Source organism: Dermabacter sp. HSID17554 (genome assembly GCF_003989295.1).
Classification (GTDB): Bacteria; Actinomycetota; Actinomycetes; order Actinomycetales; family Dermabacteraceae; genus Dermabacter; species Dermabacter vaginalis.
Window position 1 is genome coordinate 175,432 of the sequence record NZ_RBLW01000003.1, and the last position, 23,954, is coordinate 199,385.

Genomic DNA, 23,954 nt, shown 5'->3' on the forward strand with positions numbered 1-23,954 from the left:
GAAGGAAACGAGTCACGGTACCACGCGCGAAGGCACCTGAGTCACGTTCAGGTAACGGGGAGCACCGAACGGGACTTAGTCCGCGAGTTCTCCCATGGGGCCCCAGCCTTCTCCTTCAATCTCCTTCGAGATAATCTCGGGGGTTTCAGCAACGAGCGGGCGCATGGTGTCGAGGCCGGCCTGGAAGTGCGGGTAGTTGACGTGCTTCTCGCCCGCTTCGCCGTCGCGGTACATCTCCACAAGAAGGAACTCGTTCTCGCGTTCCGTGCTGCGGTACCACTCGAAGAAGAGGCAGCCTTCCTCCGCGCGGCACGCGTTCGTGTAATCGGTGAGTTTCTCGAGGAAGGTGGCGGTTTCTTCGGGCTTGACCTGGTATTTCACGTTGATGAAGATCATGCCCTCACCTTAGCCCTCGACGCTGTACGTGGCCTTGCCGCCAAATCAGCAGGTGCGCGAACCAGCGCTAAGGCCGGCGACGATGTTCTCCACAACGTCTCTCGCGGGCGGCTCGATGCTCGCGATAATCCCGGCTTCGTCATCGCCAAGCTGTTCGAGGGTCGCGAACTGGGAATCGAGTAGCGAGGCAGGCATGTACTCGTGGTGACGGTGCGCAATACGCCCGGCGATGAGTTCTTGGCTTCCTGCAAGGTGGACGAACGTGAGATCGGGTGCGTAGGAGCGGAGCTGATCGCGGTAGCAGCGTTTCAGGGCCGAGCACACGATCGCGCACGTCACCCCCTTCGCTCGCTCGGTCGCAATCGTGCGGCCAATAGCGTCAAGCCACGGGGCACGGTCGTCGTCGGTGAGCGGCGTGCCGGAGGCCATCTTCTCCTTGTTCGCGGCCGGGTGCAGGTCGTCCCCGTCAATGAACGCAAGGCCCAACCGTTCGGCGAGGGCTCTTCCGACGGTGGACTTCCCCGTGCCCTGCACACCCATGATGATGAGCGGGGTTTGGCTCACGACGCGTCTCCTTTTGACTGTGGGCGGCAAAAATCTGCCTTCCACTCTAGAGGATCCATCAGGATGCGCACCTCTAGGATTAAGAGAACGAAAGGAACGCCATGCCTGCTTCGAGCACCCACAATCTCACCCTTGCGATCGCCGTTGACCTTCCCGAAAAAGAGTGCGCCTTAATCCGCGAGCGCGAGCCCCGTGTGAATGTCGTTCCCACGGGCCCTCTCGCGCGGCCGCGCCGCTATAACTCCGATTGGGTGGGCGATCCTCATTTCGCACGGTCCGAAGGTGACGAGCGCCGCTACCGCGAGATCCTCGAGAGTGCCGATGCCGTTGTGGGACTTCCCGATGATGACCCGCAAAAACTCGCCGCTCTCGTGCGGAGCAATCCGAAGCTTCGCTGGGTCCATACGATGGCTGCGGGCGGGGGCGCCCAGGTGAAAGCCGCGAACCTGAGCGAGGAGGAGCTCACGCGCGTGACCTTCACGACCTCGGCTGGCGTGCACGGCAGTACTCTTGCAGAGTTCGCGATCTTTGGGCTTCTCGCGGGCGCGAAGAATCTGCGCGGCCTCGAGCGCGACCAGTTGGCACATGAGTGGCCGATCATTCGCGTGCATCCGCGGCACCTCGATGAAATGACGGTGCTCGTGCTCGGCCTCGGCGGTATCGGTAAGGCCGTGGCCTCGCGGCTCAAGGCTTTCGGCACCGAGGTCTGGGGAACCTCGCGCTCGGGTCGCGCTGTCGAGAATGTGGACCGCATCGTGCCGCTCGCCGACCTTCACGACGCACTGTCGAAGGTCGACGCGATCGTGGTCACGCTTCCCGGTACGGACGAAACACGGCATATGCTCGATCGGCAGGCGTTTTCTTCGATGAAGAAGGGCATGCTTCTCGCGAACGTGGGTCGCGGAAGCGTGATCGACGAAGCGGCGCTACTTGACGCTCTCGACGACGGCACTGTCGACTTCGCCGCACTCGACGTGGTGGAACACGAGCCCCTGCCCAGCGATAGTCCGCTGTGGGATCACGAGAAGGTTCTCCTCAGCCCCCACTCAGCTGCACTGAGCTCGCAGGAGGGCATGCGCATCGCGGCAATCGTGGCACGCAACGCGACGGCACTCCTCGACGGTGAACCGCTCACGAATGTGGTCGATACCCTCAACTTTTATTAGGAGAGCGTTCATGCGCCCTTCGTTAAGATGGGCGCATGTCGATTCCCGAGCCAGAAGCCGTGACCCGCAGCCTCCTCGATCTTTTCGAACTTCGGAAGATCGATGGGCCTGAACACACATTTGAGGGAACCTCGCTCCCCCAGCCCGGTGGGCACGTGTTTGGCGGGCAGATGATGGCGCAGGCACTCATCGCCATGGCGCGGACCGTGCCGGAGGGGCGCCGCGTGCACTCGACCTACGCCTCGTTCCTCGAGCCCGCTCGCGCGAGTGAGCCGCTGACCTTCACCGTGCGTACGCTTCGAGACGGCGGGTCGTTCTCCACCCGCGCACTCGAGGTGACGCAGAACGGAAAACTCATCCTCACGGTGAACGGTTCGTTCCAGGAGCGTCAAGAGGGCGTGCACCACGTGGACGAGGTAGCGTCGGAACACTCCCCCGAAACTCTCCCAAGCACACGCGAAGAACTGGGCCAAGTAAACCACCCGCTCGCGCAGTTCATGGCGTACCAGCGCCCCGTGGATATCCGTAACGCGACCGGCTCCCTATATTTCACGCCCGATCCTGAAAAGCGCGCCGAACAGGCCGTGTGGATGCGCACCCTCACCCCGATCGGCACCCGCGATCCACTCACCCATGAAGCGTTCCTCACGTACGCGAGCGATTACACGCCCTTCGAGCCGACCATCCGCCGCCAGGGCCTCACGTGGCTTACGCCCGGCCTGCGCGTCGCCACTCTCAACCATTCGATGTGGTTCCACTCGGATGTCAACGTTGACGACTGGCTGCTGTACGTGCAGCGCTCCCCCGCCGCGACCGGCGGCCGCTCGCTCAGCGTTGGTCAGATTTACACGCGCGAAGGCTCGCTCGTCGCGACCGTGAACCAAGAGGGCATGTTCCGCATCCGCTCGGAGGTGAAGGACAGTGACCACCCCGCCCTTTGATCCGAGCGCCCGCGTCGAGAAGGTTGCCACCGGAGCGGCCTGGGCTGAGGGCCCTTTGTGGTACCCCCTCGAGAAGGTTGTGCGCTTTAGCGATATCCCGAACAACCGCATCATCCAGCTCGATCCCGCCACCGGCGAAACACTCGTGTGGAAGAGCGGCGTCAACTACACGAACGGCCGCGCTCACCACCCCGATCTGGGGGTCGTGGAATGCAATCACGGGACTCGCTCGCTCGATAAGGCGCCGCTCGTGCCGTTCATGGACGCAGAAATGCTCATCGACTTCTTCGAAGGCGGGCGCCTCAACTCCCCGAACGACGTTGCCGTGCACCCGATCGAGCACACGATCTGGTTCACCGACCCTCCCTACGGGATTCTCAGCGAGGGCCAGGGGCAGCCGGGCGAGATGGAGTACGGGCGCGCGTACGTGTTCAAGCTCGATCATCACGGCGACCTCGAGGCCGTTGTGACCGAACTGAGCCGCCCGAACGGCATCGCTTTCAGCCGAGATGGGAAACGCCTGTACGTCACGAACACCGCCGACAACCCGAACAAGCCCGAAGAGAACGCCCCCGAATCCGTCACGGATAGCGCGGGCCGCCACCACATTTGGGCTTTCGACCTTGACGCCGACAACGCGGTCGTCAAGGGCAGCGGGCGCCCGTTTGCCTGCCCCGAGGCTGGGGTTCCCGATGGCATCACCGTCGACGAAGAGGACCGCGTATGGTCCTCCGGCGGGGACGGGGTGAGCGTGTTCGATTCCGACGGCTCTCTGATCGCCCATGCGCCCGTTCCAGAAGTGGTGTCTAATCTCTGTTTCGGCGGTGAGAGCGGCCAAGACCTGTTCATTACGGCTACCACGAGCCTCTACCGGCTGCGCACGAATACGCGCGAGCCGTGGAGTTTCGCCTAGCGATTACTCGTTGCAGCCTCGGGAAAGAGCATCGCGGTCCACGATTCGACGAGCCGCTCGAGAATCTCCCCGCCTACTTCGTCGAGGCCCGGACCGAGCTGACCGAAAACCTCGGCGCTGATCGTGCCGAGTAGCGCGCACCAGAGGTCGATCGTGGTCGCCGCGCGTCGAGTGGCCTCGCCGCGGTCTATTGCGCAGTCTTCTCCTGTCTCGGCCTCCGCGTTGTCGAGAGCGTGCCGGCCAACGGCCCCGAACACGTCCTCCAACCCACCCTCGAGGAAAGCGGCATACGTGTCGCTCGGGTTTGCGCCGACGGAAGTGCCGGACGCGACGATTCGCGCGAGGCGGGCGAGTAGCCGAGTACCCGGTGCGATTGTGCGTTCGGCTGGCGCGGTATAGCCGGGAACGGGTGTGCCGTACACGAGGCCCCATCGCGCTGTGTTTGCGAGCGCCCATGCGCGCATGGCGCGCGCGAACGTTCCGAGATCCTCGGGGCTTTCTGCGCCGCACCGCTCTTCTGGGTCCAGACCCAAGGCGTCGTCAACGGCATCAGCAAGGTCGGTGTAGGCGTCGACGACGAGTAGCGTGAGCAGCTCATCGCGGTCGCGAACGTATCGGTACAAGGCCGATGACGCGACCGACATGTCGCGGGAGATTTCCCGCAACGAGAGGTCTGCGGGGCCTTTCTCCTCAAGCTGCTGCTTGGCGAGGCGCAGGATTTCGGCTTCCATGCGCCGCCGATTCTCGGCGCGGCTTCGGCGTTCATTCATGCGTCCATCCTCGCATTTCACATTCTCGAATTCGATATCGAGAGCAGTGCTCTTGTTTTAAGGAGCGCGAGCACCTATATTTTTCAAACGAGAGCACTGATCACACTTTTGAGAGGCGTCATGAAGATTCTCATCACGGGGGCCGGACAGATCGGCAATGCAATCATCAGATCACTGCGCGCAACGGGCGACGATGTGACAGTCATCCGGCGCAGCACACACCCAATCGAAGGTGTGCGCGTTATTTCTGGCGATGCAGGCGAACGCGCTCTACTCGAACGCGAAGCGCGCGCCGCGGACGCGATCATGCACTGCATCCACGCGCCCTACACTGCACAGGCCTGGCGAAAAGAACTGCCCCACCGCGAGCAAGCAGTCATGGACGTCGCCGCAAGCCTTGGGATCCCCGTCATCTTCCCCGAATCCGTCTACGCCTTCGGGACGCAGGCGCACGATCTGCACGAGGGTGCGCCGATACATCCGTGCTCTCCCCTGGGGGACGTGCGCGCCGAGCTCCTCGACGCTCGCGCGGCACACGCGGCGCACACCGCGAGCATCGTCGCCGCCGACCTTGTGGGAAAGGGCGCCTCCGCGAAGGCATCGGTGCCAACGATGAGCATCGTCAACCCCACCCTTGCCGGTAAAGCGTGCTGGACATTCGGAAGCCTCGATACCCCTCACGCCATGACGTTCGTATCGGATCTCGCCGAAGCCATGATCCACGTGGCGCGGGAGCACACGCGCGTTTTCGCGAGCAACTCGAGCGTGACGCTCAATGCCCCCTCCCCCGCTCCAATCACTTTCCGAGAACTTGCACGCACCGTCTCCGCCCGCGCGAACGTGAGCGAGCCGAAGATTCGCACAATCCCGGCCTGGGCACTCTCTTTAACGGGGCTGGCGAGCCCCACACTCCGTTCGCTTTCGCAGCAACGATATCTGTGGGACTCGCCATCACGCCTCGCGCCTGGAGCGCTCACCGAAGAGCACGGCCTCGAGTCAACGAGGTGGAGCGAGGCGATTTTCGCCTAGAGCGCGGGGCTCACGCCATCGCGGCGTTGCCCTCTTCCTGGGCTTTCTTGAGACCTTCCTCGGCGGAGAGATTGCCCGCGAAGATCTCCTGGAAGATGGGCATCACGGCATTGAGGCCGGCGAGGGACTTTGCGCCGGTATCTGCGGGGCCGGGGTTCTTTGCCGCTTCGATGAACTGCTCAACGTCGACGCCCTGATCCTTCCAGAAGTCCACGAAGGACTGCTGCGCATCCACGTGGCCAGGGAACGAGATTCCCTGCTCACCGAGGGGAATCTGCCCCTCCTTCGAGCCGAGCCATTCGAGAAGCTTCACAACCGACTCCTGGTCCTCGCGCTTCGCGTTGCCCGCGGCAACCACGCCATGCACGAGCGACTTCGCACCGTTCGGGCCCGCCACCATGGGGGCGATCGCCCACTCGAAGGCGCCGTCAACCGAATCGTGGATCGTCTTGAGGCTAAACGGGCCGCTCTGGAAGAGACCGAGTTTGCCCTGAATAAACAGGTCACGCGCGAAGTCGCCATTCGTGTTCGTATCGGCGGCCGAAGGCGCAACCTTGAGTTCGTTCACGAGGGCAGCGAGGTAGGAGAACACCTGGATGCCCTGCTCAGAATCAAACGCGTACATGTCGTTGTCGTCCTGCCACTCGGCACCGTTCGAGCTCAGGAAGGGGCCGATGATGGACTGGCGATCGCACGCCGCGTTGAAACCAAACATGCCGTCCTTCGTGAGTGCGGTCGCGGCATCGCGAAGGGCATCCGAGCCGGCGGTGGGATCGAAGGCGAGGGTCGTGGGGTCCACACCGGCAGCGTCGGTGAGGTTCTTGTTGTAGAAGAGGGCGATCGAGTCCCAAACCTGTGGAACACCCCAGAGCGAGCCGTCGCGGGTGTACAGGTCAACGACGGCCTTCTCCCAGTCCTTCACGGATCCACCAAGCTCCTCCGAAACATTCACGAGCGCTCCGGCCTGCTGGAATTGGGTGAAGCTCGCGGAGTTCAGCCAGAACACGTCTGGGGCGCTATCCGAAGCGCCGTCGGAGAGATCGAGCGGGAGCTTCGTCCAGTAGTCATCCCACGGAACAACCTCGACATCGACCTTGATCCCCGATTCCTCGGTGAATTTCTTGAGCGATTCCTCGTAGGCTGCCTTCGCCGTGTCATCCCAAATGCGGAACTTCAGCGCCCTGGCGTCGGAACCCGAGCCCTTTTTCGCGGACGAGCCCGAATTCGACGGCGAGCACGCGGCGAGTGCCGCGGCCGCGGAGGCGGCGAGTCCACCGGAGAGAACTGTGCGACGTGAAACCATGGGAAGCCCTTTCTTCAGCGGTCGTGCGGGCACGAACGCGCCACGCAATGTCTTGAGACCTAAGCATACCCGATATTTATGGGGGGCATAAGAGATCTTTAGCGCAGCTCGGTTCCGCCGATCGATTGCGCCACCTGCTTCTGGAACACGAGATACAGAAGAATGAGCGGAATCATCGCGAGCGTCGTTGCCGCCATGACCATCGTCCAGTTGTTGTTGTACTGGGTACTGAGTGCCGAGGTCGCAACCGTGAGGGTTTGCCACGTCTCACCCGTGGTAATAATGAGCGGCCACATAAAGGAGTTCCAGTGGGTCACCACCGTGATAACGACGAGCGTCACGATGATCGGACGGTTGAGAGGCACCACAAGGTTGCGAATCAAGCGTAGGTGCCCCGCGCCATCCACGCGCATCGCATCGAGGAGCTCTTGTGGAACGCTACGAAAGTTCTCGCGCAGCAGGAACACGGCGTAAGGGCTGCCAAACATGAACGGTAGTACGAGAGCCCAGAACGTATTGCGAAGCCCCAACTCTTGGAATGCCAGGAAGAGCGGCACGACAACCACGACTTGAGGCACGAGCAGAGTCGCGATGAAGGCCCAGAACAGCAGATCGCGGCCGGGGAACTCCAAAAATGCGAACGCATATGCGGCAAGAATCGAAAAAATGATCTGCCCCACGAGGATCACCGCGACCATTTGGGCCGTCACGGCAAATGGGGTCACAAAACTGTGCGGCCCCGTGAAGAGCGCCGTAAAGTTCTCGAGCGTCGCAGGATCCGGGAGGTGGATGGGGCCCTGGCGAAGGAAGTCACTCGGCTCACGCAGCGCCGTCATGATCGACAGCGAAAACGGCGCGAGAGTGAGCACGGCAGCAATGATGAGGATCGTGTAGGCCACGATCGCCGAAAGAACCGACTTTTTCTTCATGAACACCACCCTCAGGACATGTCGTAGGTGATGCGGCTCGAGAAGAACCGCTGCTGAATAAACGAGAGAGCAGCGAGAATCACGAAGAGAATCACGGCCACCGCCCCGGCGCGGCCAAGGCGCCCAGCACCGAACGCCTCGTTATAGATCAGCGAGGCCACCACCTGCGTGCTATTACCGGGGCCTCCCCCGGTCAGCGAGTACACGGTGTCAAACACCTGGAAGCTCGCGACCATTTGCGTGAGGGCCACGAAAAACGTCGTGGGATTCAAGAGCGGAAGGGTAATCGCGAAGAAACGGCGCACGCTGCCCGCGCCGTCGAGCTCCGCAGCCTCGTAGATCGATGGTGGGATCTTCTGAAGGCCGGCCTGATAGAAAAGCGCGTTATATCCGACGGCTTGCCACACCGCCACGAAAGCCACGGCCGGAAGGGCGAGCGTGTGCGACGTGAGCCACTCGATTCGTGTTCCGAGCAAGGCGTTGAGGGCACCGTAGGTCGGCTGGTAGATCCACTTCCACACCACACCGATCGCCACGGGGGCGCACACCCACGGGATCACCACAATGATCCTGAACAGTGTCGACCCGGGGAACATTTTGTTGAGTTGAACCGCGAGCAGGAGGCCTAGCGCAATGCCGAGAGGCACGCTCATGAGTGTGAACAGAAGCGTCACGAAGAGCGAGTTCCACAGCGCGTCGCCGCTGAACAAGATCTCGTAGTTTTTGAAGCCGATGAAGTCGCGGGAGCCCACGATCTCCCAGTTCGTCAGCGAAAGACCGAAGGCCACGACGACGGGAAGAAGAATAAAGGCGAACACGCCGATCGCTGCAGGCAACACGAAAAGCCACGAAAGAATCGGGTGGCGGAGTCGCATCACAGATTCAACTCCTTCCACCCGATTCTCTCTGGACTGTGGCCGGAACTTATGCCCGGCCTAACGATTGGCTATGCCAGCGTACACCCCGATCACTGGGCAACGCGCACAAGGCCAAGCTCAGCGGTGTGAGCAAGAACGCGATGCGAGGGGACAACGCGCACGGTGTAACCAACCGCACCCAGGCTCTCAAGCTGGCGCGAGGCCGCGTAGCGACCGTCAACGCCCTGGGTCATGGGGGCCACGATCGTGTCGGTAAGGTCCCCCTCGTCGTTGACGTTGCCCACGATGAGCTGCACCTCGACATCCTCAACATGGATCGAGGCCAGTTCAACGCTCGCGCTCACGGCAAGAACATCACCGTCAACCGAATCCTCGACGTCGTGAACACTCACGCCGCCCCAGCCCTGCGCGAGGCGCTGCTTGTATTCGGCGAAGTCGTGCGACAGGCCCGGCTCGTTCGCAAACAGCGCAACCGCCTTTGATGCGGGCGCGTACAACTCGTTGACGTAATCGCGCACCATGCGGGTCGCGGTGACCTTCGGCGCAATTTCCACGAGGGAATTGCGCACCATTTGCAGCCACTTCGCCGGAACGCCGTTCTCGTCGCGGTCATAGAACAGCGGAACGATGCGGTTTTCGAGAATGTTGTAGAGGCTCTCCGCTTCGAGGCGGTCACGCTCAGCACGGTCCTCGATGTCGACCGTATCGATCGTCCAGCCGGCATCGTCGGTCGCCATTTCGTCCCACCAACCGTCGGACGTCGAGAACGTGAGCCCGCCGTTGAGCGCAACCTTCATGCCTGAGGTTCCCGAAGCCTCCTCGGGGCGGATCGGGTTGTTGAGCCACACGTCCGAACCCGACACGAGGTACTGCGCCATGCGAATGTCGTAATCCGCGAGGAACACGATGCGGTGGCGCACCCCGTGATCGTCTGCGAATTGCACGAGGCGCTGCATGAATTCCTTGCCCGGGTAATCCGCGGGGTGTGCCTTACCGGCCACGACGATCTGCACCGGATGCTCCTCGTTGAGGAGAATCTTGCGCAAACGCTCAGGCTGGCTCAGCATGAGCGTGAGGCGCTTGTAGGTCGAGACGCGGCGCGCAAAACCAATCGTGAGCACGTTCGGGTCGAGAACCGAATCGACCCAACCGAGCTCGCCTGGGTGAGCACCGCGGCGCACCCACGAGCGACGCACATCTTCACGCGCACGCTCGACAAGGTTCGTGCGAAGCGTGTTGCGCACCTCCAACAGCGACTCATCGCTCAAAGTTCCAAGCGCAGACCAATCACTGAGCGCCGAAAGATCCACGTCACCGAACACGCTCTTGTACAGCGCATCCATGGGGCGCGAGATCCACGTGCGACGGTGCACACCGTTTGTGATCGACGTGATCGGCACTTCCGCCTCGTCAAAGCCCGGGTAGAGGTCCTTGAACATGCGGCGACTCGTCTCGCCGTGGAGCTTCGCCACACCGTTCGACCGCTGGGAAAGCCGGAAGCCCATGTGGGCCATGTTGAACACGTGGCCGCCATCCTCGACGCCGAGCGCGAGGGCTGCTTCAACCGGCAGGTTCGGCACGAGGTGCGAGATCCCGTTGCCATCGGCATCGAGGAAGTGGCGCAGTTGACCGGCGTCAAAGCGGTCGATGCCGGCGGGCACGGGCGTGTGAGTCGTGAACACCGAGCCCGCGCGGGTCTGTGTGAGGGCGGCATCGAAGCTCAGCCCCTTGCCCATGAGCTGGCCGATCCGTTCAAGGCCGAGGAAGCCCGCGTGGCCTTCGTTGAGGTGGAACACATCGCGTTCGCGGCGCCCCTCGAGCTCCGCGAAGCGCTCAACGGCGCGCACGCCACCAATGCCAAGAACGATCTCTTGCTCGATGCGGTGGAAATGGTCGCCGCCGTAAAGACGGTCAGTGATCTGGCGGGCGCCCTCGTCGTTGCCCTCGACATTCGTGTCGAGCAGGAGGAGCGAAATACGGCCCACCTGCGCTTTCCACAGTGCAATCGTGACGATGCGCTCGCCGGGGAACGTGACATTCACGCACACCTGGTCACCGTCGGCATCTGTCACTGGCACGACCGCGAGATCTTCCGTGACGTTCTGCTTGTAGTTTTCCTGCTGCCAGCCTTCCCGGTTGAGCGATTGCGAGAAGTAGCCCCACTGGTAGAGCAGGCCCACGCCGATGAGGTCAACGCCGAGATCGGAGGCCGACTTGAGGTGGTCGCCCGCAAGGATGCCAAGGCCACCGGAGTAGATCGGGAGGGTCGGCGAGATACCGAATTCCATCGAGAAGTACGCAATCGCGGGAGATCCCGGCGCTTCCTTTTGGAACCAGCGATCGGAACTCATGTAGTTCTCGAGATCCGCGAGACGCGCGTCAAGAGCCGCGCGGAATTCCGGATCTGCAGCGACCTCGCTGTAGCGGCGCGCGGGAACCATCCCAAGCTGCACAACGGGATTGCGGTTGCTCTCCTCGAATGCGCGCGGGTCAAGCGCCTCGAAAAGGTCGCGAGTTTCGGCGTTCCAGGTCCACCGGAGGTTATAGGCGAGGGTGCGAAGTCCCTCGAGCTCAGCGGGAAGTTCGGACGTGACGGAAAGGGTACGTAGTGCCTTCATACCCCTTAAGGTAGCCGAGCCCGCCGCTCACCATGGCTTTTCCGCATGAAATGTTCTTGCGGAGTTTGCTCAAGGTTAGCGGCGGGCTCGACCTCGGCGATCGTTACTGGATATCGCGAACTTTCGAACAGTCCCACGCACACCAGATGAGAAGCGCGAGCGTGACGAGGCTTTGGAGAACAGGAAGTGCGATTGGGAGCAGCGGAACCTCCGCATCCGTCTTCACAGCGTTGATGATGGAGCCGAGGATGCTCACCGTCTCAATAGACCACGAGTCGACATTAAACGACAGGGGAATGAGGATGGACACCACACCCACGAGTTGCGACACCACGGCCCACATGAACACCGCGACAATCACGGGCCCCGCGACTCCAAGCTTGCCCAAGAACCCCTTGCTTCCCACAAGCACGGCGAAATACACGTAGACGAGGAACGACACGACCCCAAGCACAATCCACATAAGCCCGCACGTCAACACCACCGGATGCTCACGGAAAAGTTGCCCAACTGCGGTCAGGAGATCATCGAGGGCGAGGGCTCCTTTGGGTGCAAGAAACGCGAACGAAAGAACCACCATCACGAGCATCCCCACGACCGATACGGATAGAGCGAGCACGCCGCTCACGAGCTTCCCTGCCAAAAGGGCGAGCCCACCGACGGGCCACGTGCGAGTGACCGGGGCTTCACGCCCCACCATGCTCACGTAGAAATACCCCGCAAGCACTAGGCCGGTCGCGGCGACCAACAGGCCCGCAGCCATCCATACACCCACAAAAGCAACCGGCTTGAGAGGCGCCACGAGGGCCCCTAGGCCGGAGAACGCGAGTGCCACCGCAATACCTGCGAGCGTTGCCATGCCTGTCATCGGTAGCATCCGGCTCACATCGAGCCGAACGACGGTCCCGACCCCAGGCAACCTCATGCTATCTGCGTGTGCGTTCATATCCATACACCTTCCTCAGTCGATCGACGAGCCCGTCGCCCGTCTGTTCACGCAGTTCATCGGGACAGACATCGTCGACGATCTGCCCGCGGCGCATGAGAAGCGCCCGATCCACGATCAACTCGAGATCCTGCACCATGTGAGAAGTAATAAGGAGACAACAGTCGTCGCCGAGAGCCGCGATCACCTCGCGCAACGTTTGCTCGCGCGAAAGCGGGTCGACGCCAGAGATCGGCTCATCGAGAAGGAACAGCCGCGCGTCGCGTGCCATGGCGAGCGCGATATGCGCCTTTTCCTGCTGCCCTTTACTAAGTTCGCGCAAACGCCGTGTTGGCTCTACCCCGAAGTTTTTGAGTATCGCACGCGCCTTAGCCTCGTCGAAGTCCGCGAACACCTGCCCAAACATGCGCATGCAGGACTCGACAGTAAAGCGCGCAGGAAGCGCCGACCGATCCGGCAGGTAGCTCACCATCGATTTCGATCGTGGCCCGACTAATTCGCCGCACACCCGCACTTCGCCAGAATCCAGTCGAACGAGGCCCGCGACTGCCTTGAGGAAGGTCGATTTTCCACAGCCGTTCTCACCGATCAGACCGACGATGCTTCCAGGCTCGACGTCGAGATCGACGCTGTCGAGGGCAGTCGTCGCCCCGTAGGCCTTTGAAGCCTTGGCTACTCGCAAAAGTTGCGAAGTCATGGTTTTTCACCCTTTCGAGAGCGATCTAAGAGACGCTCACGGAAGAGCGTTTCAATATCCTGGGGCGAGAGTCCTAGCCCCGTGAGCTGCTCGAGTGCACGATCCGCGATCGCTTCACTCTCGCTAGTTTTGAGATCATCCGTAGCGCCATCAGTCACCAGCACTATGCGCCCCGATGTTCGTTCACTCTTGGTATGGCCCCGACGGTCCATCTCGGCGAGGGCTTTCTGCACAGTGTTGGGGTTGACGCGATAGTCGAGGGCGAGGTCGCGAGTCGAAGGGACCTTTTGGCCCGCAATCCATTCGCCCGACGCAATTTTTCGCGTGAACTCCTCGACCAACTGAACCCACACCGGTCTCGAAGTGTCGAACTCCATCCACACCACCTTGTCTTACTGTATTACGCACTTAGTACAGTAGCACACTTGTGAGGGCAAAGAAAACCCGGGACCTCAAGAGTCCCGGGTGTTCTTATCGACTCCTTCGCTCAAAGGAGCGAGCGACGTTATTAGTCCCTCGTGAGGCGGCGATGCGTCACACGATGCGGACGCGCGGCGTCCTCTCCAAGACGTTCAACCTTGTTCTTCTCGTACGACTCGAAGTTGCCCTCAAACCAGTACCAGTTCGAGGGGTTCTCCTCGGTGCCCTCGTAGGCGAGGATGTGGGTCGCCACTCGGTCAAGGAACCAGCGGTCGTGGGAGACCACCACGGCGCAGCCGGGGAAGTTCAAGAGCGCATTCTCGAGCGAGCTCAGGGTTTGAACATCGAGGTCGTTGGTCGGCTCGTCGAGAAGCAAAAGGTTGCCGCCCTGTTTGAGCGTGAGGGCGAGGTTCAAGCGGTTACGCTCGCCGCCCGAGAGCACGCCGGCCTTCTTCTGCTGGTCCGGGCCCTTGAAGCCGAACTGCGACACGTACGCACGCGAGGGAATCTCCACCTTGCCAACCTCGATGAAGTCGAGGCCATCGCTCACGACCTCCCAGAGGTTCTTCTCGGGGTCGATGTTCTCGCGGTTCTGGTCAACGTAGCTGATCTTGACGGTCTCGCCGACCTTGAGCTCGCCCTCGTCGAGAGGTTCGAGCCCCACGAGGGTCTTGAAGAGGGTGGTCTTGCCCACGCCGTTCGGGCCGATCACGCCGACGATGCCGTTCGGTGGGAGCGAGAAACTCAGGCCATCGATGAGAACACGATCGCCGAAGCCCTTCTTGAGGTTCTTCGCGTCGATCACGACGTTGCCGAGGCGCGGGCCCGGCGGGATCGTGATTTCTTCGAAGTCGAGCTTGCGCATCGACTCGGCTTCCTTCGCCATCTCCTCGTAGCGAGCGAGGCGCGCCTTGGACTTCGCCTGGCGACCCTTCGCGCTCGAGCGCACCCATTCGAGTTCTTCCTTGAGGCGCTTTTGGAGCTTTTGATCTTTCTTGCCCTGGACCTCGAGGCGTTCCTGCTTCTTTTCGAGGTAGGTCGAGTAGTTGCCCTCGTACGGGTAGAGGTGGCCGCGGTCGACCTCAGCGATCCATTCGGCGACGTGATCGAGGAAGTAGCGATCGTGGGTAATCGCGATAACGGCACCCTCGTAGCTCTGCAGGTGCTTCTCGAGCCACAGCACGGACTCGGCATCGAGGTGGTTCGTGGGCTCGTCAAGAAGGAGCAAGTCCGGCTTCTGGAGGAGGAGCTTGCACAGTGCTACTCGGCGACGCTCGCCACCGGAAAGGTGCGTCACGGGCTCGTCGCCGGGCGGGCAGCGCAGGGCGTCCATCGCCTGCTCGAGCTGCGAGTCGAGATCCCAGCCGTTCGCGGCGTCGATCTCCGTTTGAAGAGTGCCCATTTCGGCCATGAGCGCGTCGAAATCGGCATCGGGTTCACCCATGAGTTCGCCGATCTCGTTGAAGCGCTGCACCTTCGCGTAGAGGTCGCCCATGCCTTCCTGGACGTTCTCGAGAACGGTCTTTTCTTCGTTGAGGGGCGGCTCCTGCAGGAGAATGCCCACGCTATAGCCGGGGCTCAGGCGTGCCTCGCCGTTGCTCGGCTCATCAAGGCCCGCCATGATCTTGAGGATCGTCGACTTACCTGCGCCGTTCGGGCCGACCATGCCGATCTTGGCGCCCGGGAAAAAGCTCATGGTGACGTCGTCAAGGATGACCTTGTCGCCCACTTGCTTGCGCGCCTTGTACATGGTGTAGATGAACTCTGCCAATGTCTCTCCATTTGACTCGTGGGTTGGTTTCCCCGCCATGCCGCCGGCTCGAGCCGCGGCGGCGGGCACAATGGTGTCAGTCTAACGGTGACGCCTGCGTTTCAGCCGAGCGGAACCCCACGTGCGGTAAGGATTTCACGCGCGATTTCCCAGCCCGGTCGGTCGGGCTCGGCGGCGGTGTCCGACGCTAGCGTGCGGTCATTACGAGGCCAATAATGCGCATCGATGCCGAGCTTTCGGGCCGCGTCGACGTTCGACTGCAGGTCGTCGAAGAAGATCACGTTGCCGGGCCTCGCGACCCCGCCGGTCTCGTGGGCGATCACATCGAGAAGGATCTCGAAAATCTCGGGGTCGGGCTTTTGCACCCTTTCCTCGGCGCTGATGATCGCGAATTCGAATACTTCGAACCACTCCTGCCTGCGCAGGTAGTCACCGAAGGCAGCATTCGTGTTCGACAGGATCGCGAGCCGCACTTCGTTGCGCGCGAGGTCGTGAATGAGCTCGCGGCTCCCCTTGGCGATTTCACCCCAGTAGCGGTCGTCGAGGTCAGCGAGGTCAGCGATCTCGTCCGCCGTTGGTTCGCCGATCGCACCTGCCTCGCACACGGCTCGCCAATAGTCCTCAAGCGAGATCTCGCCGCCATCGAGCTTTTTCCTCTCGCCCCAGTACACCTCGCGTACAGCCTCGTAATCGCCACCCACCTCGCGGTGGATCACGGGGACGGGGTGGTGGTGCGCGGCGAGCACCCCACCGAAATCAAAGACCACCGTGAGCTGCGTGACCGGATCCTGCGACTTGCGCCTCGCGCGTGCCATGACTCCTCCTCTGTTCCTCGTGTCGAAAGCGAGTAAAACGTGTTCTCAGGGCCTAGCCGCACGTGGCAAGGCCCTCGATAGATCCTTGATTCGCGATCTGTTCGACGGCCTCAATCGCTTCGGTGAGGGAATCGACCCGGACCACCTGAAGCCCCTCGGGAATGTGCCCTGTGACATCTTCACAGTTCGAACCGGGAGCGAGGAAAAACTCGGCGCCGTCGGCCCTTGCCCCGATCATTTTCTGGCGAATCCCGCCGATCGGCCCCACCGCGCCCTGTTCGTTAATCGTGCCTGTGCCCGCAATCTTCTTGCCGCCGGTGAGATCGCCCGGGGTCATTTCGTCGTAGATCGCGAGGGCAAAAATCATGCCGGCGCTCGGGCCACCGATCCCCTCGAGCGCGAAGTTCACCTTGACCGGGAATTCGAAGCCGCGGGCAAGCACGATCCCGAGGAGCGCTCGATCCCCCTCGTAGCGCGGGGTGAGGGCGAAGGATTTTTCCGCCCCGTCGCGCCGCACGGTCACCTCGACTTTCTCTCCGCGCGCAGTAGCGCCGATCGCGTCGCCCGCTGCCGAAACATTCTCGATCTTCTGGCCGTTGACCTCGAGCACCACGTCCCCGGGCTGGAGCTGGTTCGCGGCGCCACCATCACTTCGCACACCCGCGACCATCGTCGTTGTCGAATAGGAAACCCCCTGCTTGGTGAGGGCCGCCGCGATCGCCTCTTGTTGCGAGCCGTTCATTTCGACGGTGTTCATGAGGCTGTTGTCTTCTGCGTCCGCATCGTCGGGGTACAGCGCTTCGACGGGAATAATCGAGCGATCCCGATCGAACCACGCGGTCATCACACCCGCGAGCGGAATGTCGTATCCGGGCGACCCCTGCACCGACACGGTCGTCATCCGCAGTTCGCCATCGCTCGGGCCGTCAGCTCGATTCTCGACGCTCACGATGTCCTTGCCCTCGTATTCACCGAGCACGTTGAGCGAGGGTCCGGGCGATTCAACAACGTACGGCGCGGGCAGCACCGCGGCGACCGCAGTGAGCACCACGAGTGCGAAGGCGGAGGTGCACACCGTCCACAGGCGACGCTTGTACAAGCGAGGATTCGTGATATTCGGCGGCGTGGCCGTGAGTTTCTTGAGGGGCTTTTCCACGTGGCTATTGTCCCAGACAATCATTTCTCTCGCTTGCAGATACCTTCGCGGGAAGCGAAACGTCTACCTCCCGTCCGTCGCTATCGCTACGCTTGGAGAATCCGTGATCGGCGGTCACCGCCGCCTCAATCGTAAGGAGCGCGCATGAGCGACGAGTCCAACGAAGAAAACCTCCGCAAGTTCCTCGAGGAGATTTTCCAGGGGCAAATCCCCCCGGGCGCACTGGAGGGCCTTGACCTTTCCGAGCTCGCGAAGGGGGCGGGCCTTCCCAGCGATCCCGCGATGCTCCGCATGGCCGCGCTTCAAATGCAGTCGCTTTTCGCCGCGGGAGGCGATGGGCCCGTCAACTGGAAGCTTGGTCATGATCTGGCGCGCCAGGTCGCATCGGGTAACGTCACGCTCCTTCCCACGGGGGCGCTCCCCCAAATCGGTGGCACATCGATCGGCACGGCCGGCGATCCAAACGTGAGCGAGGCCGACGAGCACGCGATGCGTGAAGCCGGCAACGTGGCGGCGATGTGGCTCGCGGAGAAGACCGATTTCGCGGTTGTGAGCGACGCGGTCGAGTGCTGGAGCCGCGGCACATGGGTGAACCGCACGCTGCCACGCTGGCAAAAGATCGTCGAACCGGTCGCGCAATACATGGCCGAGGCCATCGGCGACGCGTTTGCGAAGCAGCTCGGGGAACTCGGTGGACTCGAGCAGCTCGGTGGCGCCGGGCCACTCGGCGCCATGGGCGGGGCTCTCGGCGATCCGAGCTCGATGATGAAGAAAATGGGCGGCACGATGTTCGGTCTCCAATTTGGGCATGCGATCGGCTCAATCGCACGTGAGGCCATCGGAGTTACCGACCTTTCGCTCCCCCTGTGGACGTTCTACGCTCCCGTGGTCGTGCCCGCGAACCTCGCCGATGTTCTCGAGGGCACCGACCTCGACGTTGATGCGGCACGCATTTTCTTCACCGCGCGCGAGATCGCCCACCAGAGCCTCTTCAAGAGCGCACCCTGGCTCCCCGAGCATCTCTTCACCGCAATTGAGGGATACGCGCGAGGGATCACCCTCGACATGGGGGCTCTCGAGGAAAAAATCCGCGACTTCGACGTCAACAATCCCGCAGCGATGAGCGCCACGAACCCCGAAGACATCTTCACCTTCACGCGCTCCGCCGACCAGGAGCGAGCCCTCACGGAGCTCACGACGACCCTCGCGCTTATCGAATCATGGGTCGACCTGGTCGTGACAGAGGCCTTGCGCGAGAAACTCCCCCGCTTGGACGCGATGCGCGAACTCGTCCAGCGGCGACGCGCAACGGGCGGTAGCGCTCTGGATACCCTCACGAATCTCGTGGGGATCGAGCTGCACCCGCGCTCGGTCAAGGAAGCGTACGCGTGGTGGGAGTCGGTGCTCGCCACCGAGGGCATGGAAGGTCGCGAAAAGGTCTGGGCCCACCCGGATCTTCTCCCGAGCCCCGAGGTTCTGAGCGGGCGTCCGCAGGCCCCTCAGGCGCCCGTGCCCACCAAGGATTCCGACGGTGACGGGCTCCCCGATCTTCCCGAGTTTGGCGCGATGAACTCCGCCTCCCCCGATTTCGATGAGGAGCTTCGCAAGTTGCTTGACGGTGAGTTCGACGATCGAGGTGATGAGCCCGGGGATACTCCCAATGGCGATGGAAAGCCGGGCGACGATCAGTGAGCCTTCCCGGAAGCTTTCTCGCCGAGCTCGAGGCGTGCGCGCCTTCTCGAGAGAAGCAGCGATTCCTTGCGCTCGCAACCTCGAGCGAAAGCGCTCACCTCAAATCGAGCGGTCCCGTGCACTTCACCGCGAGCGGGATCGTGATCGACGCCTCCGGCCAGTTCGTTGCGCTTCACCACCACCGCAAGGTAGGCGCGTGGCTCCAATTCGGCGGGCACATCGAGGCAGGCGAAGAGAGCTTCGAAGAGGCCGCTCGGCGAGAAGTCGCCGAGGAATCGGGCCTCGCTGAGCTCGCGATCGTGGGCGCCGCGCCGTTCACGCTGCACGCGCACAGCCTCAATAAGAATTTCGCGGTCTGCAGCGAGCATTGGGACGTGCAATACCTCATGCGTGCGGCCGTCACGCCCGCCTCCCCCACGGACGCCCTCACCTTGAGCGAGGAGAGCCACGACGTTCGGTGGTGGCGGCTCGAGGCCCTCCCTGCAAGCGTCGTCCCCGACCTTAAACCTACGCTCGCAAAGCTCCGCGCCTAAGGAGCACCTTGGCTAGGGCTGCTCGGCAAACGAGTACCCCTCGAGGAAGCCGTTGGCCCGCTCAAGCTTGGGATACGAGGCCTCGAGCTGACGAAAGGCCCGCGAGTGGTTCGGTTCGAGGAGATGGGCGAGCTCGTGCACAAGAACGGATTCGATCACGTAGCTCGGCATGTCTTTCAAGATATGAGAGAGGCGAATTGAGCCATCGGCGCTCGTGCACGAGCCCCAGCGCTTGCCCTGGTTCGTGACCCACCGCACACTCGAGGGTCGGGGCACGCTCGGCATGTACTTTTCCCTCAGCGCAAGGGCAAGTGCCATGAGTTCCTCATCACTCGCGGCCGCCGGTGTGGCACGGTTTCCATACTTCGCGTACATGTCTCGCGCCCACTTGCGCGTTTCACGTGCCGAAAGTCTCGCGGGAACGAGAAGTTCAAACACTCCACCTCTGCGACGCGCGGTGATGGTTTTTCGGCGGCGAGTGGAGCGCACCACCTCGATGGGCTCGGAGATGCCATCGAGGAGTAGTTTTTCGCGTTCGGGGCGTCGCTGGGGCACGGTGCGAGTCTAATGGGGAACTGGCTTGACAAGCAGCCCAAGGTTGTGGATAAGCCCGGCAACATGAGGACCTCCGTCCCACTTGTGACACATCGATGAGGACTGCAACACATGTTGCAAAAAATTAATATTCACCATCACGATACGAAAAATGCCCAGGTCATTGAGCACATTAGACCTCTACGCCCAATTATCCACACACACTTTCCACACAGCTTGACAGGGTGTCCACAACAATCGCTAAGTTATCCACAATGCCGACCCGTCGCCGCTTTGACCGGGGTCGAACAGGCCACTACATTCGATGGAGAAGCGATCCTCCGGGAAAACAAATGCTCGCGAGCGGGGAAGGCCCGCGTGCATTAAGCGTCCCCGGGGGGTCGCCCTTTTTATGCCGCTCCACCCCATCACCCGACACCCCAAACCATCTCTTTGACACCCGTACTTGCGAACCATTCCCAAAAACGCCTCTGACGTGCGGTTTCTCCGTCTCCTCCGCGGAGTGTTGAGTTCCTAAGTCCTCAAAAATGCTTATACAGTGGCCACGAACAGAGAGTTCATCACAATCCCTAGGAGCAACCATGGCTGACGAAACCTACACGGGCGAGTTCTACTGCGTGAAGTGCCGCGCGAAGCACGAAGCAACCGGCACCATCCAGGTCAACGACAAGGGCCGCCGTGCGGCGAAGGCTGAATGCCCCGAGTGCGGCACGAAGCTTAACCGCTTCCTCCCCAGCAAGTGAGTGCACGCGGGCGCATCCGTGCCCGCCCCGCATATCCATGAAAGAACGAACCGGTGCCGCCACGGCACCGGTTCTTCTTTGCCTTCTTAGCGTGCCTCGGCGATGATCGCGAGGACCTCCTCGCCGAACTGCGTGAGTTTCGACTGCCCCACGCCGGGAACCTGATGAAGCTCCTCGAGGCTCGCGGGGGCTCGATCCGCGATCGCCAGAAGGGTCGAGTCGGTAAACACCGCAAAGGCGGGCCGCTTGAGCTCGCTCGCACGCTCACGGCGCCAGGCCCGTAGCTTTCCGAAGAGTTCGGCGCTCTCCTCGCCCCCGCAGCCCGCGTGGCGGCCGACCTTCTGCTCGCCCGGAGTTGTGAGAGCTTCGCCGCAACCTTTGCATGTCGTAAAAATGCGGGCGCCGCGCCGCCCGGTCGTACGTTTCATCGCCGTTCGCTCAGCGACACCTTCGTCACGGTGGTCGAAGCTCCCCGCAATGAACCGCGAGGCCTTCCTCGACGCTTTCGCACCTTCGCTGCGCGCCGCGGCCCACGTCACCGTGAGAACGTCGCGCGCACGTGTCATCGCGACGTAAAACAGGCGCCGTTCCTCCTCGATCTCCCTGTCCGTTTTCGCGTAGGAGATTGGGAAGGTGCCTTCACTCGCCCCGACAACGAACACCACGGGCCACTCGAGCCCCTTCGCGGCGTGCACGGTCGCGATCGTCACGGCCTCACTCACGGGAGCACTTTGCGCCTCGCGGCGTTCCTCAAGCTCGGCAACGACATCCCTGAGGCTCGCGCCCTCGCGCTCGGCAATCGAATCGGCAACCTGCACGAGAGCGTTGAGCGACGCCCACCTCTCGAACACCGCGCCGCGTGCTTCGGGAGCCTTGTCCGACCAGCCCCGCGAGGAGAGCACATCGCGCACAATACGGCTCACATCGGGATCATTTCCGCCACCTGCACCGAGTGCCGCGCGAAGCGCGCTCATCGCCTCGTGGACCTCGCGCCTTTCGAAGAATTTTTGACCGCCGCGCACCTGATACGCGATGCCCTCGCGGTCAAGAGCGTCCTCAAATCGTTCGCTGTGGGCGTTGACACGCAAGAGAATCGCGATTTCGCTCGCGCTTCTCCCGCCACGAATGAGCTCGGCAATCGACTTCGCGACCTCTCGCGCCTCAGCGGTCTCATCGGGGTAGCCCACAACGAGGGGCCGGGTGGCGTCGGACCGCTGCGCCCGAAGCTCCACGTGCGAGTCCCGACCTTCCTTAGCCCTCGCGAGCACGGCGTTCGCCACTTGCACGATCTGAGGGCTCGAGCGGTAGTTGCGCTCGAGGCGGATTACACTCGCGCGCGGGAACTCCTTTGTGAAATCGAGGAGGTAGCTCGAGTCGGCACCCGCATAGGAGTAGATCGTCTGCGCCGCATCGCCCACGACGCACACGTCGCTCGCATTGCCGAGCCACGCGCGCAGGAGCCGGAACTGCAGGGGCGAGATGTCCTGGTACTCATCGACCGTGAAGTGACGGTATTGGGAGCGCACGGCATGTGCCATGTGCGGGTGCTCCTGAATCATCGAGGCGGTCAGCAGCAGAACGTCCGCAAAGTCGATCAGGTGAAGTTCGGTCTTGAGGTCCTCGTACTGGGTCATGATTCGCGACAGGGTGCGCGGCTCGAACCCCGCTACGCCCTCGCGCGATAGGCGCGCTGCGGCAAGTGGATACTCTTCGGGCAAGATCATCGAGGACTTTGCCCATTCGAGCTCGGCGGAAATGTCGCGGAGCGCGGCGGGATCCGCGCGCATGTGCAGGCGCCCCATCGCTTGGGCCACGAGTGGGAGAGTTCGATCCACGAGGTCAGGCGCGGGGCCTCCAACAGTCGAGGGCCAGAAATAGGTGAGCTGCCTGAGCGCCGCTGAGTGGAAGGTGCGTGCCTGGACGGCCGGCACCCCAAGGTCGCGAAGGCGCGAGCGCATCTCGGCCGCTGCCTTGGTGGTGTAGGTGAGCGCGAGAACGTGGTTCGGGGCGTAGCCGCCGCTCGCGATCGCGTAGGCGATGCGGTGCGTAATCGCTCGGGTCTTGCCGGTGCCAGCGCCCGCGAGAACGCACAGGGGCGCCCCAATCGACTGAGCGACCTGGCGTTGTTCAGGATCGAGCCCCTCGAGGATGCGCTCGGCCCCACTGGTCGGTGCGGTGTTCACGAAAGCTCTCCCTTCCTCCACGCGGTAATCATCGAATGGGCGATTGAGGTCGAGGGCGGCAAGCGCACGTCGCCCCGTTCGAGAGCTTCGGTCAGCTCTTCGCGCGTGAACCACGTGGCGCTCGCGAGCTCCTCGCGCTGGAGGGTGATATCCGTTTCGGCACCGTTCGCAAGGCGCGATGTGAACGCCACCATGATCGAGCGTGGGAACGGCCACGGCTGGGAACCGAAGTATTCGAGGTCACCCACGACGAGGCCAGTTTCCTCGTGAACCTCACGTTTGAGGGCATCCTCGAGATCTTCGCCGGGCTCCACGAAGCCCGCGAGCGCGGACACCATGCCGTTCGTGAAGCGGTGGTTTTTCGCGAGAAGCGCGCGATCGAGACCGTCGCGTACAAGGGTGATGACGGCGGGGTCGGTGCGCGGAAAGGTTTCGTGCCCGCCCTCGCAGGTCTGGGACCAGCCGTCGCGAGTGGCGTGCACGGCACTACCGCAACGCGTGCAGTAGCGGGCGTCGCGGTGCCACGTCAGCATCCCCACGGCGCTCAGCGCGAGGCTTCGTTCACGCCCCTCGAGCATCGGCGCGATCTCACGGAGGCTACGCATGCGGGTGCCATCGGGAAGTGCCGCTCTCGCACTGTCTGCGGAACTTTCCGCGTCAAGAGCCCATACCTCGCCGTCCTTCCAGGAGCCGAGGAACACGGTGCCCGTGCGCGCGAGGGTCCACAGGTGCAGTTCCTCGCCCTCGCCCTCGTGCACAGCGACCTCGTCGCCTCGCACGAGGATCACGTGCTTTTCAATTTCCTCCTCCGCGGGGGTGGGGATTCCTCGCGCGTCGCCCGGTGCCGAGAAATGAGAGGTGAGGTACGTGTGAGGAAAATTCATGGGCGCATGCATGTGTCCCACAGTATCCAACGCGCACGAAATGGTTACGGTT

Annotated in this window: 23 protein-coding genes; 7 read left to right on the forward strand and 16 right to left on the reverse strand. The window is 62.4% G+C overall.

All coding sequences use genetic code 11. The features are described from left to right. Positions 1-75 precede the first annotated feature (75 nt). Both D8M36_RS06425 and D8M36_RS06430 read right to left on the reverse strand, forming a co-directional pair. Positions 76-396 carry a putative quinol monooxygenase gene (locus D8M36_RS06425; RefSeq protein ID WP_126847667.1) on the reverse strand — a complete coding sequence of 107 codons (321 nt, stop codon included), beginning with the start codon at positions 394-396 and terminating at the stop codon, positions 76-78. A 45-nt stretch (positions 397-441) separates the two neighbouring features. Continuing rightward, positions 442-960 (reverse strand): gluconokinase, encoded by a 519-nt coding sequence (locus tag D8M36_RS06430; protein ID WP_126847669.1) that lies wholly within the window; start codon positions 958-960, stop codon positions 442-444. Between the two features lie 101 nt (positions 961-1,061). Here D8M36_RS06430 and D8M36_RS06435 point away from each other — a divergent pair, with 101 nt between their 5' ends. From D8M36_RS06435 to D8M36_RS06445, 3 genes are read left to right on the forward strand one after another with little or no spacing between them, the layout of a single operon-like run. Further along, on the forward strand, positions 1,062-2,126 hold the full coding sequence (locus D8M36_RS06435) for a D-2-hydroxyacid dehydrogenase (protein WP_126847671.1): 1,065 nt from the start codon (positions 1,062-1,064) through the stop codon (positions 2,124-2,126). 35 nt (positions 2,127-2,161) lie between these two features. After that, positions 2,162-3,067 carry an acyl-CoA thioesterase gene (locus D8M36_RS06440; protein ID WP_126847672.1) on the forward strand — a complete coding sequence of 302 codons (906 nt, stop codon included), beginning with the start codon at positions 2,162-2,164 and terminating at the stop codon, positions 3,065-3,067. Then, a complete protein-coding gene (locus tag D8M36_RS06445; protein WP_126847674.1) occupies positions 3,048-3,980 on the forward strand; it encodes an SMP-30/gluconolactonase/LRE family protein in 933 nt (310 codons plus the stop codon). The genes D8M36_RS06440 and D8M36_RS06445 overlap by 20 nt, the downstream gene beginning before the upstream one ends. Here D8M36_RS06445 and D8M36_RS06450 read toward each other — a convergent pair. Next, entirely contained in the window at positions 3,977-4,750 is a 774-nt protein-coding gene (locus D8M36_RS06450; protein WP_126847676.1) for a TetR/AcrR family transcriptional regulator, read from the reverse strand. The two genes, D8M36_RS06445 and D8M36_RS06450, sit on opposite strands and share 4 nt — an antisense overlap. Positions 4,751-4,870: 120 nt before the next feature. Here D8M36_RS06450 and D8M36_RS06455 point away from each other — a divergent pair, with 120 nt between their 5' ends. Then, complete coding sequence (locus tag D8M36_RS06455) at positions 4,871-5,779, forward strand: NAD-dependent epimerase/dehydratase family protein (RefSeq protein ID WP_126847678.1); 909 nt, start codon at positions 4,871-4,873, stop codon at positions 5,777-5,779. Positions 5,780-5,789: 10 nt separating this feature from the next. On the opposite strand, the gene D8M36_RS06460 is transcribed toward D8M36_RS06455, so the two are convergent. From D8M36_RS06460 to D8M36_RS06505, 10 genes are all read right to left on the reverse strand, one after another. After that, on the reverse strand, positions 5,790-7,082 hold the full coding sequence (locus D8M36_RS06460; RefSeq protein ID WP_126847680.1) for an ABC transporter substrate-binding protein: 1,293 nt from the start codon (positions 7,080-7,082) through the stop codon (positions 5,790-5,792). A gap of 98 nt (positions 7,083-7,180) precedes the next feature. Then, positions 7,181-8,011 carry a carbohydrate ABC transporter permease gene (locus D8M36_RS06465; RefSeq protein WP_126847681.1) on the reverse strand — a complete coding sequence of 277 codons (831 nt, stop codon included), beginning with the start codon at positions 8,009-8,011 and terminating at the stop codon, positions 7,181-7,183. An 11-nt stretch (positions 8,012-8,022) separates the two neighbouring features. After that, complete coding sequence (locus D8M36_RS06470; protein WP_065247535.1) at positions 8,023-8,886, reverse strand: carbohydrate ABC transporter permease; 864 nt, start codon at positions 8,884-8,886, stop codon at positions 8,023-8,025. 92 nt (positions 8,887-8,978) lie between these two features. After that, positions 8,979-11,507, reverse strand: coding sequence for an alpha-glucan family phosphorylase (gene glgP / locus D8M36_RS06475; protein WP_126847683.1), 2,529 nt, complete (start codon positions 11,505-11,507; stop codon positions 8,979-8,981). Positions 11,508-11,610: 103 nt separating this feature from the next. Beyond that, entirely contained in the window at positions 11,611-12,366 is a 756-nt protein-coding gene (locus tag D8M36_RS06480; RefSeq protein WP_126847685.1) for a hypothetical protein, read from the reverse strand. A 67-nt stretch (positions 12,367-12,433) separates the two neighbouring features. Further along, a complete protein-coding gene (locus tag D8M36_RS06485) occupies positions 12,434-13,150 on the reverse strand; it encodes an ABC transporter ATP-binding protein (RefSeq protein ID WP_074297311.1) in 717 nt (238 codons plus the stop codon). Beyond that, entirely contained in the window at positions 13,147-13,527 is a 381-nt protein-coding gene (locus D8M36_RS06490) for a GntR family transcriptional regulator (RefSeq protein WP_074297313.1), read from the reverse strand. The genes D8M36_RS06485 and D8M36_RS06490 overlap by 4 nt, the downstream gene beginning before the upstream one ends. Positions 13,528-13,658: 131 nt before the next feature. Beyond that, the gene (gene ettA, locus D8M36_RS06495; protein WP_065247530.1) at positions 13,659-15,341 is read right to left on the reverse strand and encodes an energy-dependent translational throttle protein EttA; all 1,683 of its coding nucleotides are present in this window, start codon (positions 15,339-15,341) and stop codon (positions 13,659-13,661) included. Positions 15,342-15,442: 101 nt separating this feature from the next. Continuing rightward, positions 15,443-16,156 (reverse strand): HAD family hydrolase, encoded by a 714-nt coding sequence (locus tag D8M36_RS06500; protein WP_074297315.1) that lies wholly within the window; start codon positions 16,154-16,156, stop codon positions 15,443-15,445. A 52-nt stretch (positions 16,157-16,208) separates the two neighbouring features. Further along, positions 16,209-17,312, reverse strand: a complete 1,104-nt coding sequence (locus D8M36_RS06505; protein ID WP_161970220.1) for a YlbL family protein — start codon at positions 17,310-17,312, stop codon at positions 16,209-16,211. A 144-nt stretch (positions 17,313-17,456) separates the two neighbouring features. On the opposite strand from D8M36_RS06505, the gene D8M36_RS06510 reads away from it, so the two are divergent. Both D8M36_RS06510 and D8M36_RS06515 read left to right on the forward strand, forming a co-directional pair. Further along, positions 17,457-19,004, forward strand: a complete 1,548-nt coding sequence (locus tag D8M36_RS06510; protein ID WP_126847689.1) for a zinc-dependent metalloprotease — start codon at positions 17,457-17,459, stop codon at positions 19,002-19,004. Continuing rightward, positions 19,001-19,537 carry an NUDIX hydrolase gene (locus D8M36_RS06515; RefSeq protein ID WP_126847691.1) on the forward strand — a complete coding sequence of 179 codons (537 nt, stop codon included), beginning with the start codon at positions 19,001-19,003 and terminating at the stop codon, positions 19,535-19,537. Before D8M36_RS06510 ends, D8M36_RS06515 begins: the two co-directional genes overlap by 4 nt. 12 nt (positions 19,538-19,549) lie before the next feature. Here D8M36_RS06515 and D8M36_RS06520 read toward each other — a convergent pair whose 3' ends face one another. Next, on the reverse strand, positions 19,550-20,092 hold the full coding sequence (locus D8M36_RS06520) for a M48 family metallopeptidase (protein ID WP_238638405.1): 543 nt from the start codon (positions 20,090-20,092) through the stop codon (positions 19,550-19,552). A 581-nt stretch (positions 20,093-20,673) separates the two neighbouring features. On the opposite strand from D8M36_RS06520, the gene D8M36_RS10140 reads away from it, so the two are divergent. Beyond that, entirely contained in the window at positions 20,674-20,835 is a 162-nt protein-coding gene (locus tag D8M36_RS10140; protein ID WP_016664205.1) for a DUF5679 domain-containing protein, read from the forward strand. 86 nt (positions 20,836-20,921) lie between these two features. Here D8M36_RS10140 and D8M36_RS06530 read toward each other — a convergent pair whose 3' ends face one another. After that, complete coding sequence (locus D8M36_RS06530) at positions 20,922-23,018, reverse strand: ATP-dependent DNA helicase UvrD2 (protein ID WP_126847693.1); 2,097 nt, start codon at positions 23,016-23,018, stop codon at positions 20,922-20,924. Further along, positions 23,015-23,902, reverse strand: a complete 888-nt coding sequence (gene nudC / locus D8M36_RS06535) for an NAD(+) diphosphatase (RefSeq protein WP_065247525.1) — start codon at positions 23,900-23,902, stop codon at positions 23,015-23,017. Before nudC ends, D8M36_RS06530 begins: the two co-directional genes overlap by 4 nt. Between the last annotated feature and the right edge of the window lie 52 nt (positions 23,903-23,954).

Bases quoted from the DNA above. Each gene is read 5' to 3' on its own strand.
- D8M36_RS06425 (WP_126847667.1), bottom strand. From the start codon at position 396: ATGATCTTCATCAACGTGAAATACCAGGTCAAGCCCGAAGAAACCGCC.
- D8M36_RS06435 (WP_126847671.1), top strand. From the start codon at position 1,062: ATGCCTGCTTCGAGCACCCACAATCTCACCCTTGCGATCGCCGTTGAC.
- D8M36_RS06440 (WP_126847672.1), top strand. From the start codon at position 2,162: ATGTCGATTCCCGAGCCAGAAGCCGTGACCCGCAGCCTCCTCGATCTT.
- D8M36_RS06450 (WP_126847676.1), bottom strand. From the start codon at position 4,750: ATGAATGAACGCCGAAGCCGCGCCGAGAATCGGCGGCGCATGGAAGCC.
- D8M36_RS06455 (WP_126847678.1), top strand. From the start codon at position 4,871: ATGAAGATTCTCATCACGGGGGCCGGACAGATCGGCAATGCAATCATC.
- D8M36_RS06460 (WP_126847680.1), bottom strand. From the start codon at position 7,082: ATGGTTTCACGTCGCACAGTTCTCTCCGGTGGACTCGCCGCCTCCGCG.
- D8M36_RS06465 (WP_126847681.1), bottom strand. From the start codon at position 8,011: ATGAAGAAAAAGTCGGTTCTTTCGGCGATCGTGGCCTACACGATCCTC.
- D8M36_RS06470 (WP_065247535.1), bottom strand. From the start codon at position 8,886: ATGCGACTCCGCCACCCGATTCTTTCGTGGCTTTTCGTGTTGCCTGCA.
- glgP (WP_126847683.1), bottom strand. From the start codon at position 11,507: ATGAAGGCACTACGTACCCTTTCCGTCACGTCCGAACTTCCCGCTGAG.
- D8M36_RS06480 (WP_126847685.1), bottom strand. From the start codon at position 12,366: ATGGCAACGCTCGCAGGTATTGCGGTGGCACTCGCGTTCTCCGGCCTA.
- D8M36_RS06485 (WP_074297311.1), bottom strand. From the start codon at position 13,150: ATGACTTCGCAACTTTTGCGAGTAGCCAAGGCTTCAAAGGCCTACGGG.
- D8M36_RS06490 (WP_074297313.1), bottom strand. From the start codon at position 13,527: ATGGAGTTCGACACTTCGAGACCGGTGTGGGTTCAGTTGGTCGAGGAG.
- D8M36_RS06500 (WP_074297315.1), bottom strand. From the start codon at position 16,156: ATGGCACGCGCGAGGCGCAAGTCGCAGGATCCGGTCACGCAGCTCACG.
- D8M36_RS06510 (WP_126847689.1), top strand. From the start codon at position 17,457: ATGAGCGACGAGTCCAACGAAGAAAACCTCCGCAAGTTCCTCGAGGAG.
- D8M36_RS10140 (WP_016664205.1), top strand. From the start codon at position 20,674: ATGGCTGACGAAACCTACACGGGCGAGTTCTACTGCGTGAAGTGCCGC.
- nudC (WP_065247525.1), bottom strand. From the start codon at position 23,902: ATGAATTTTCCTCACACGTACCTCACCTCTCATTTCTCGGCACCGGGC.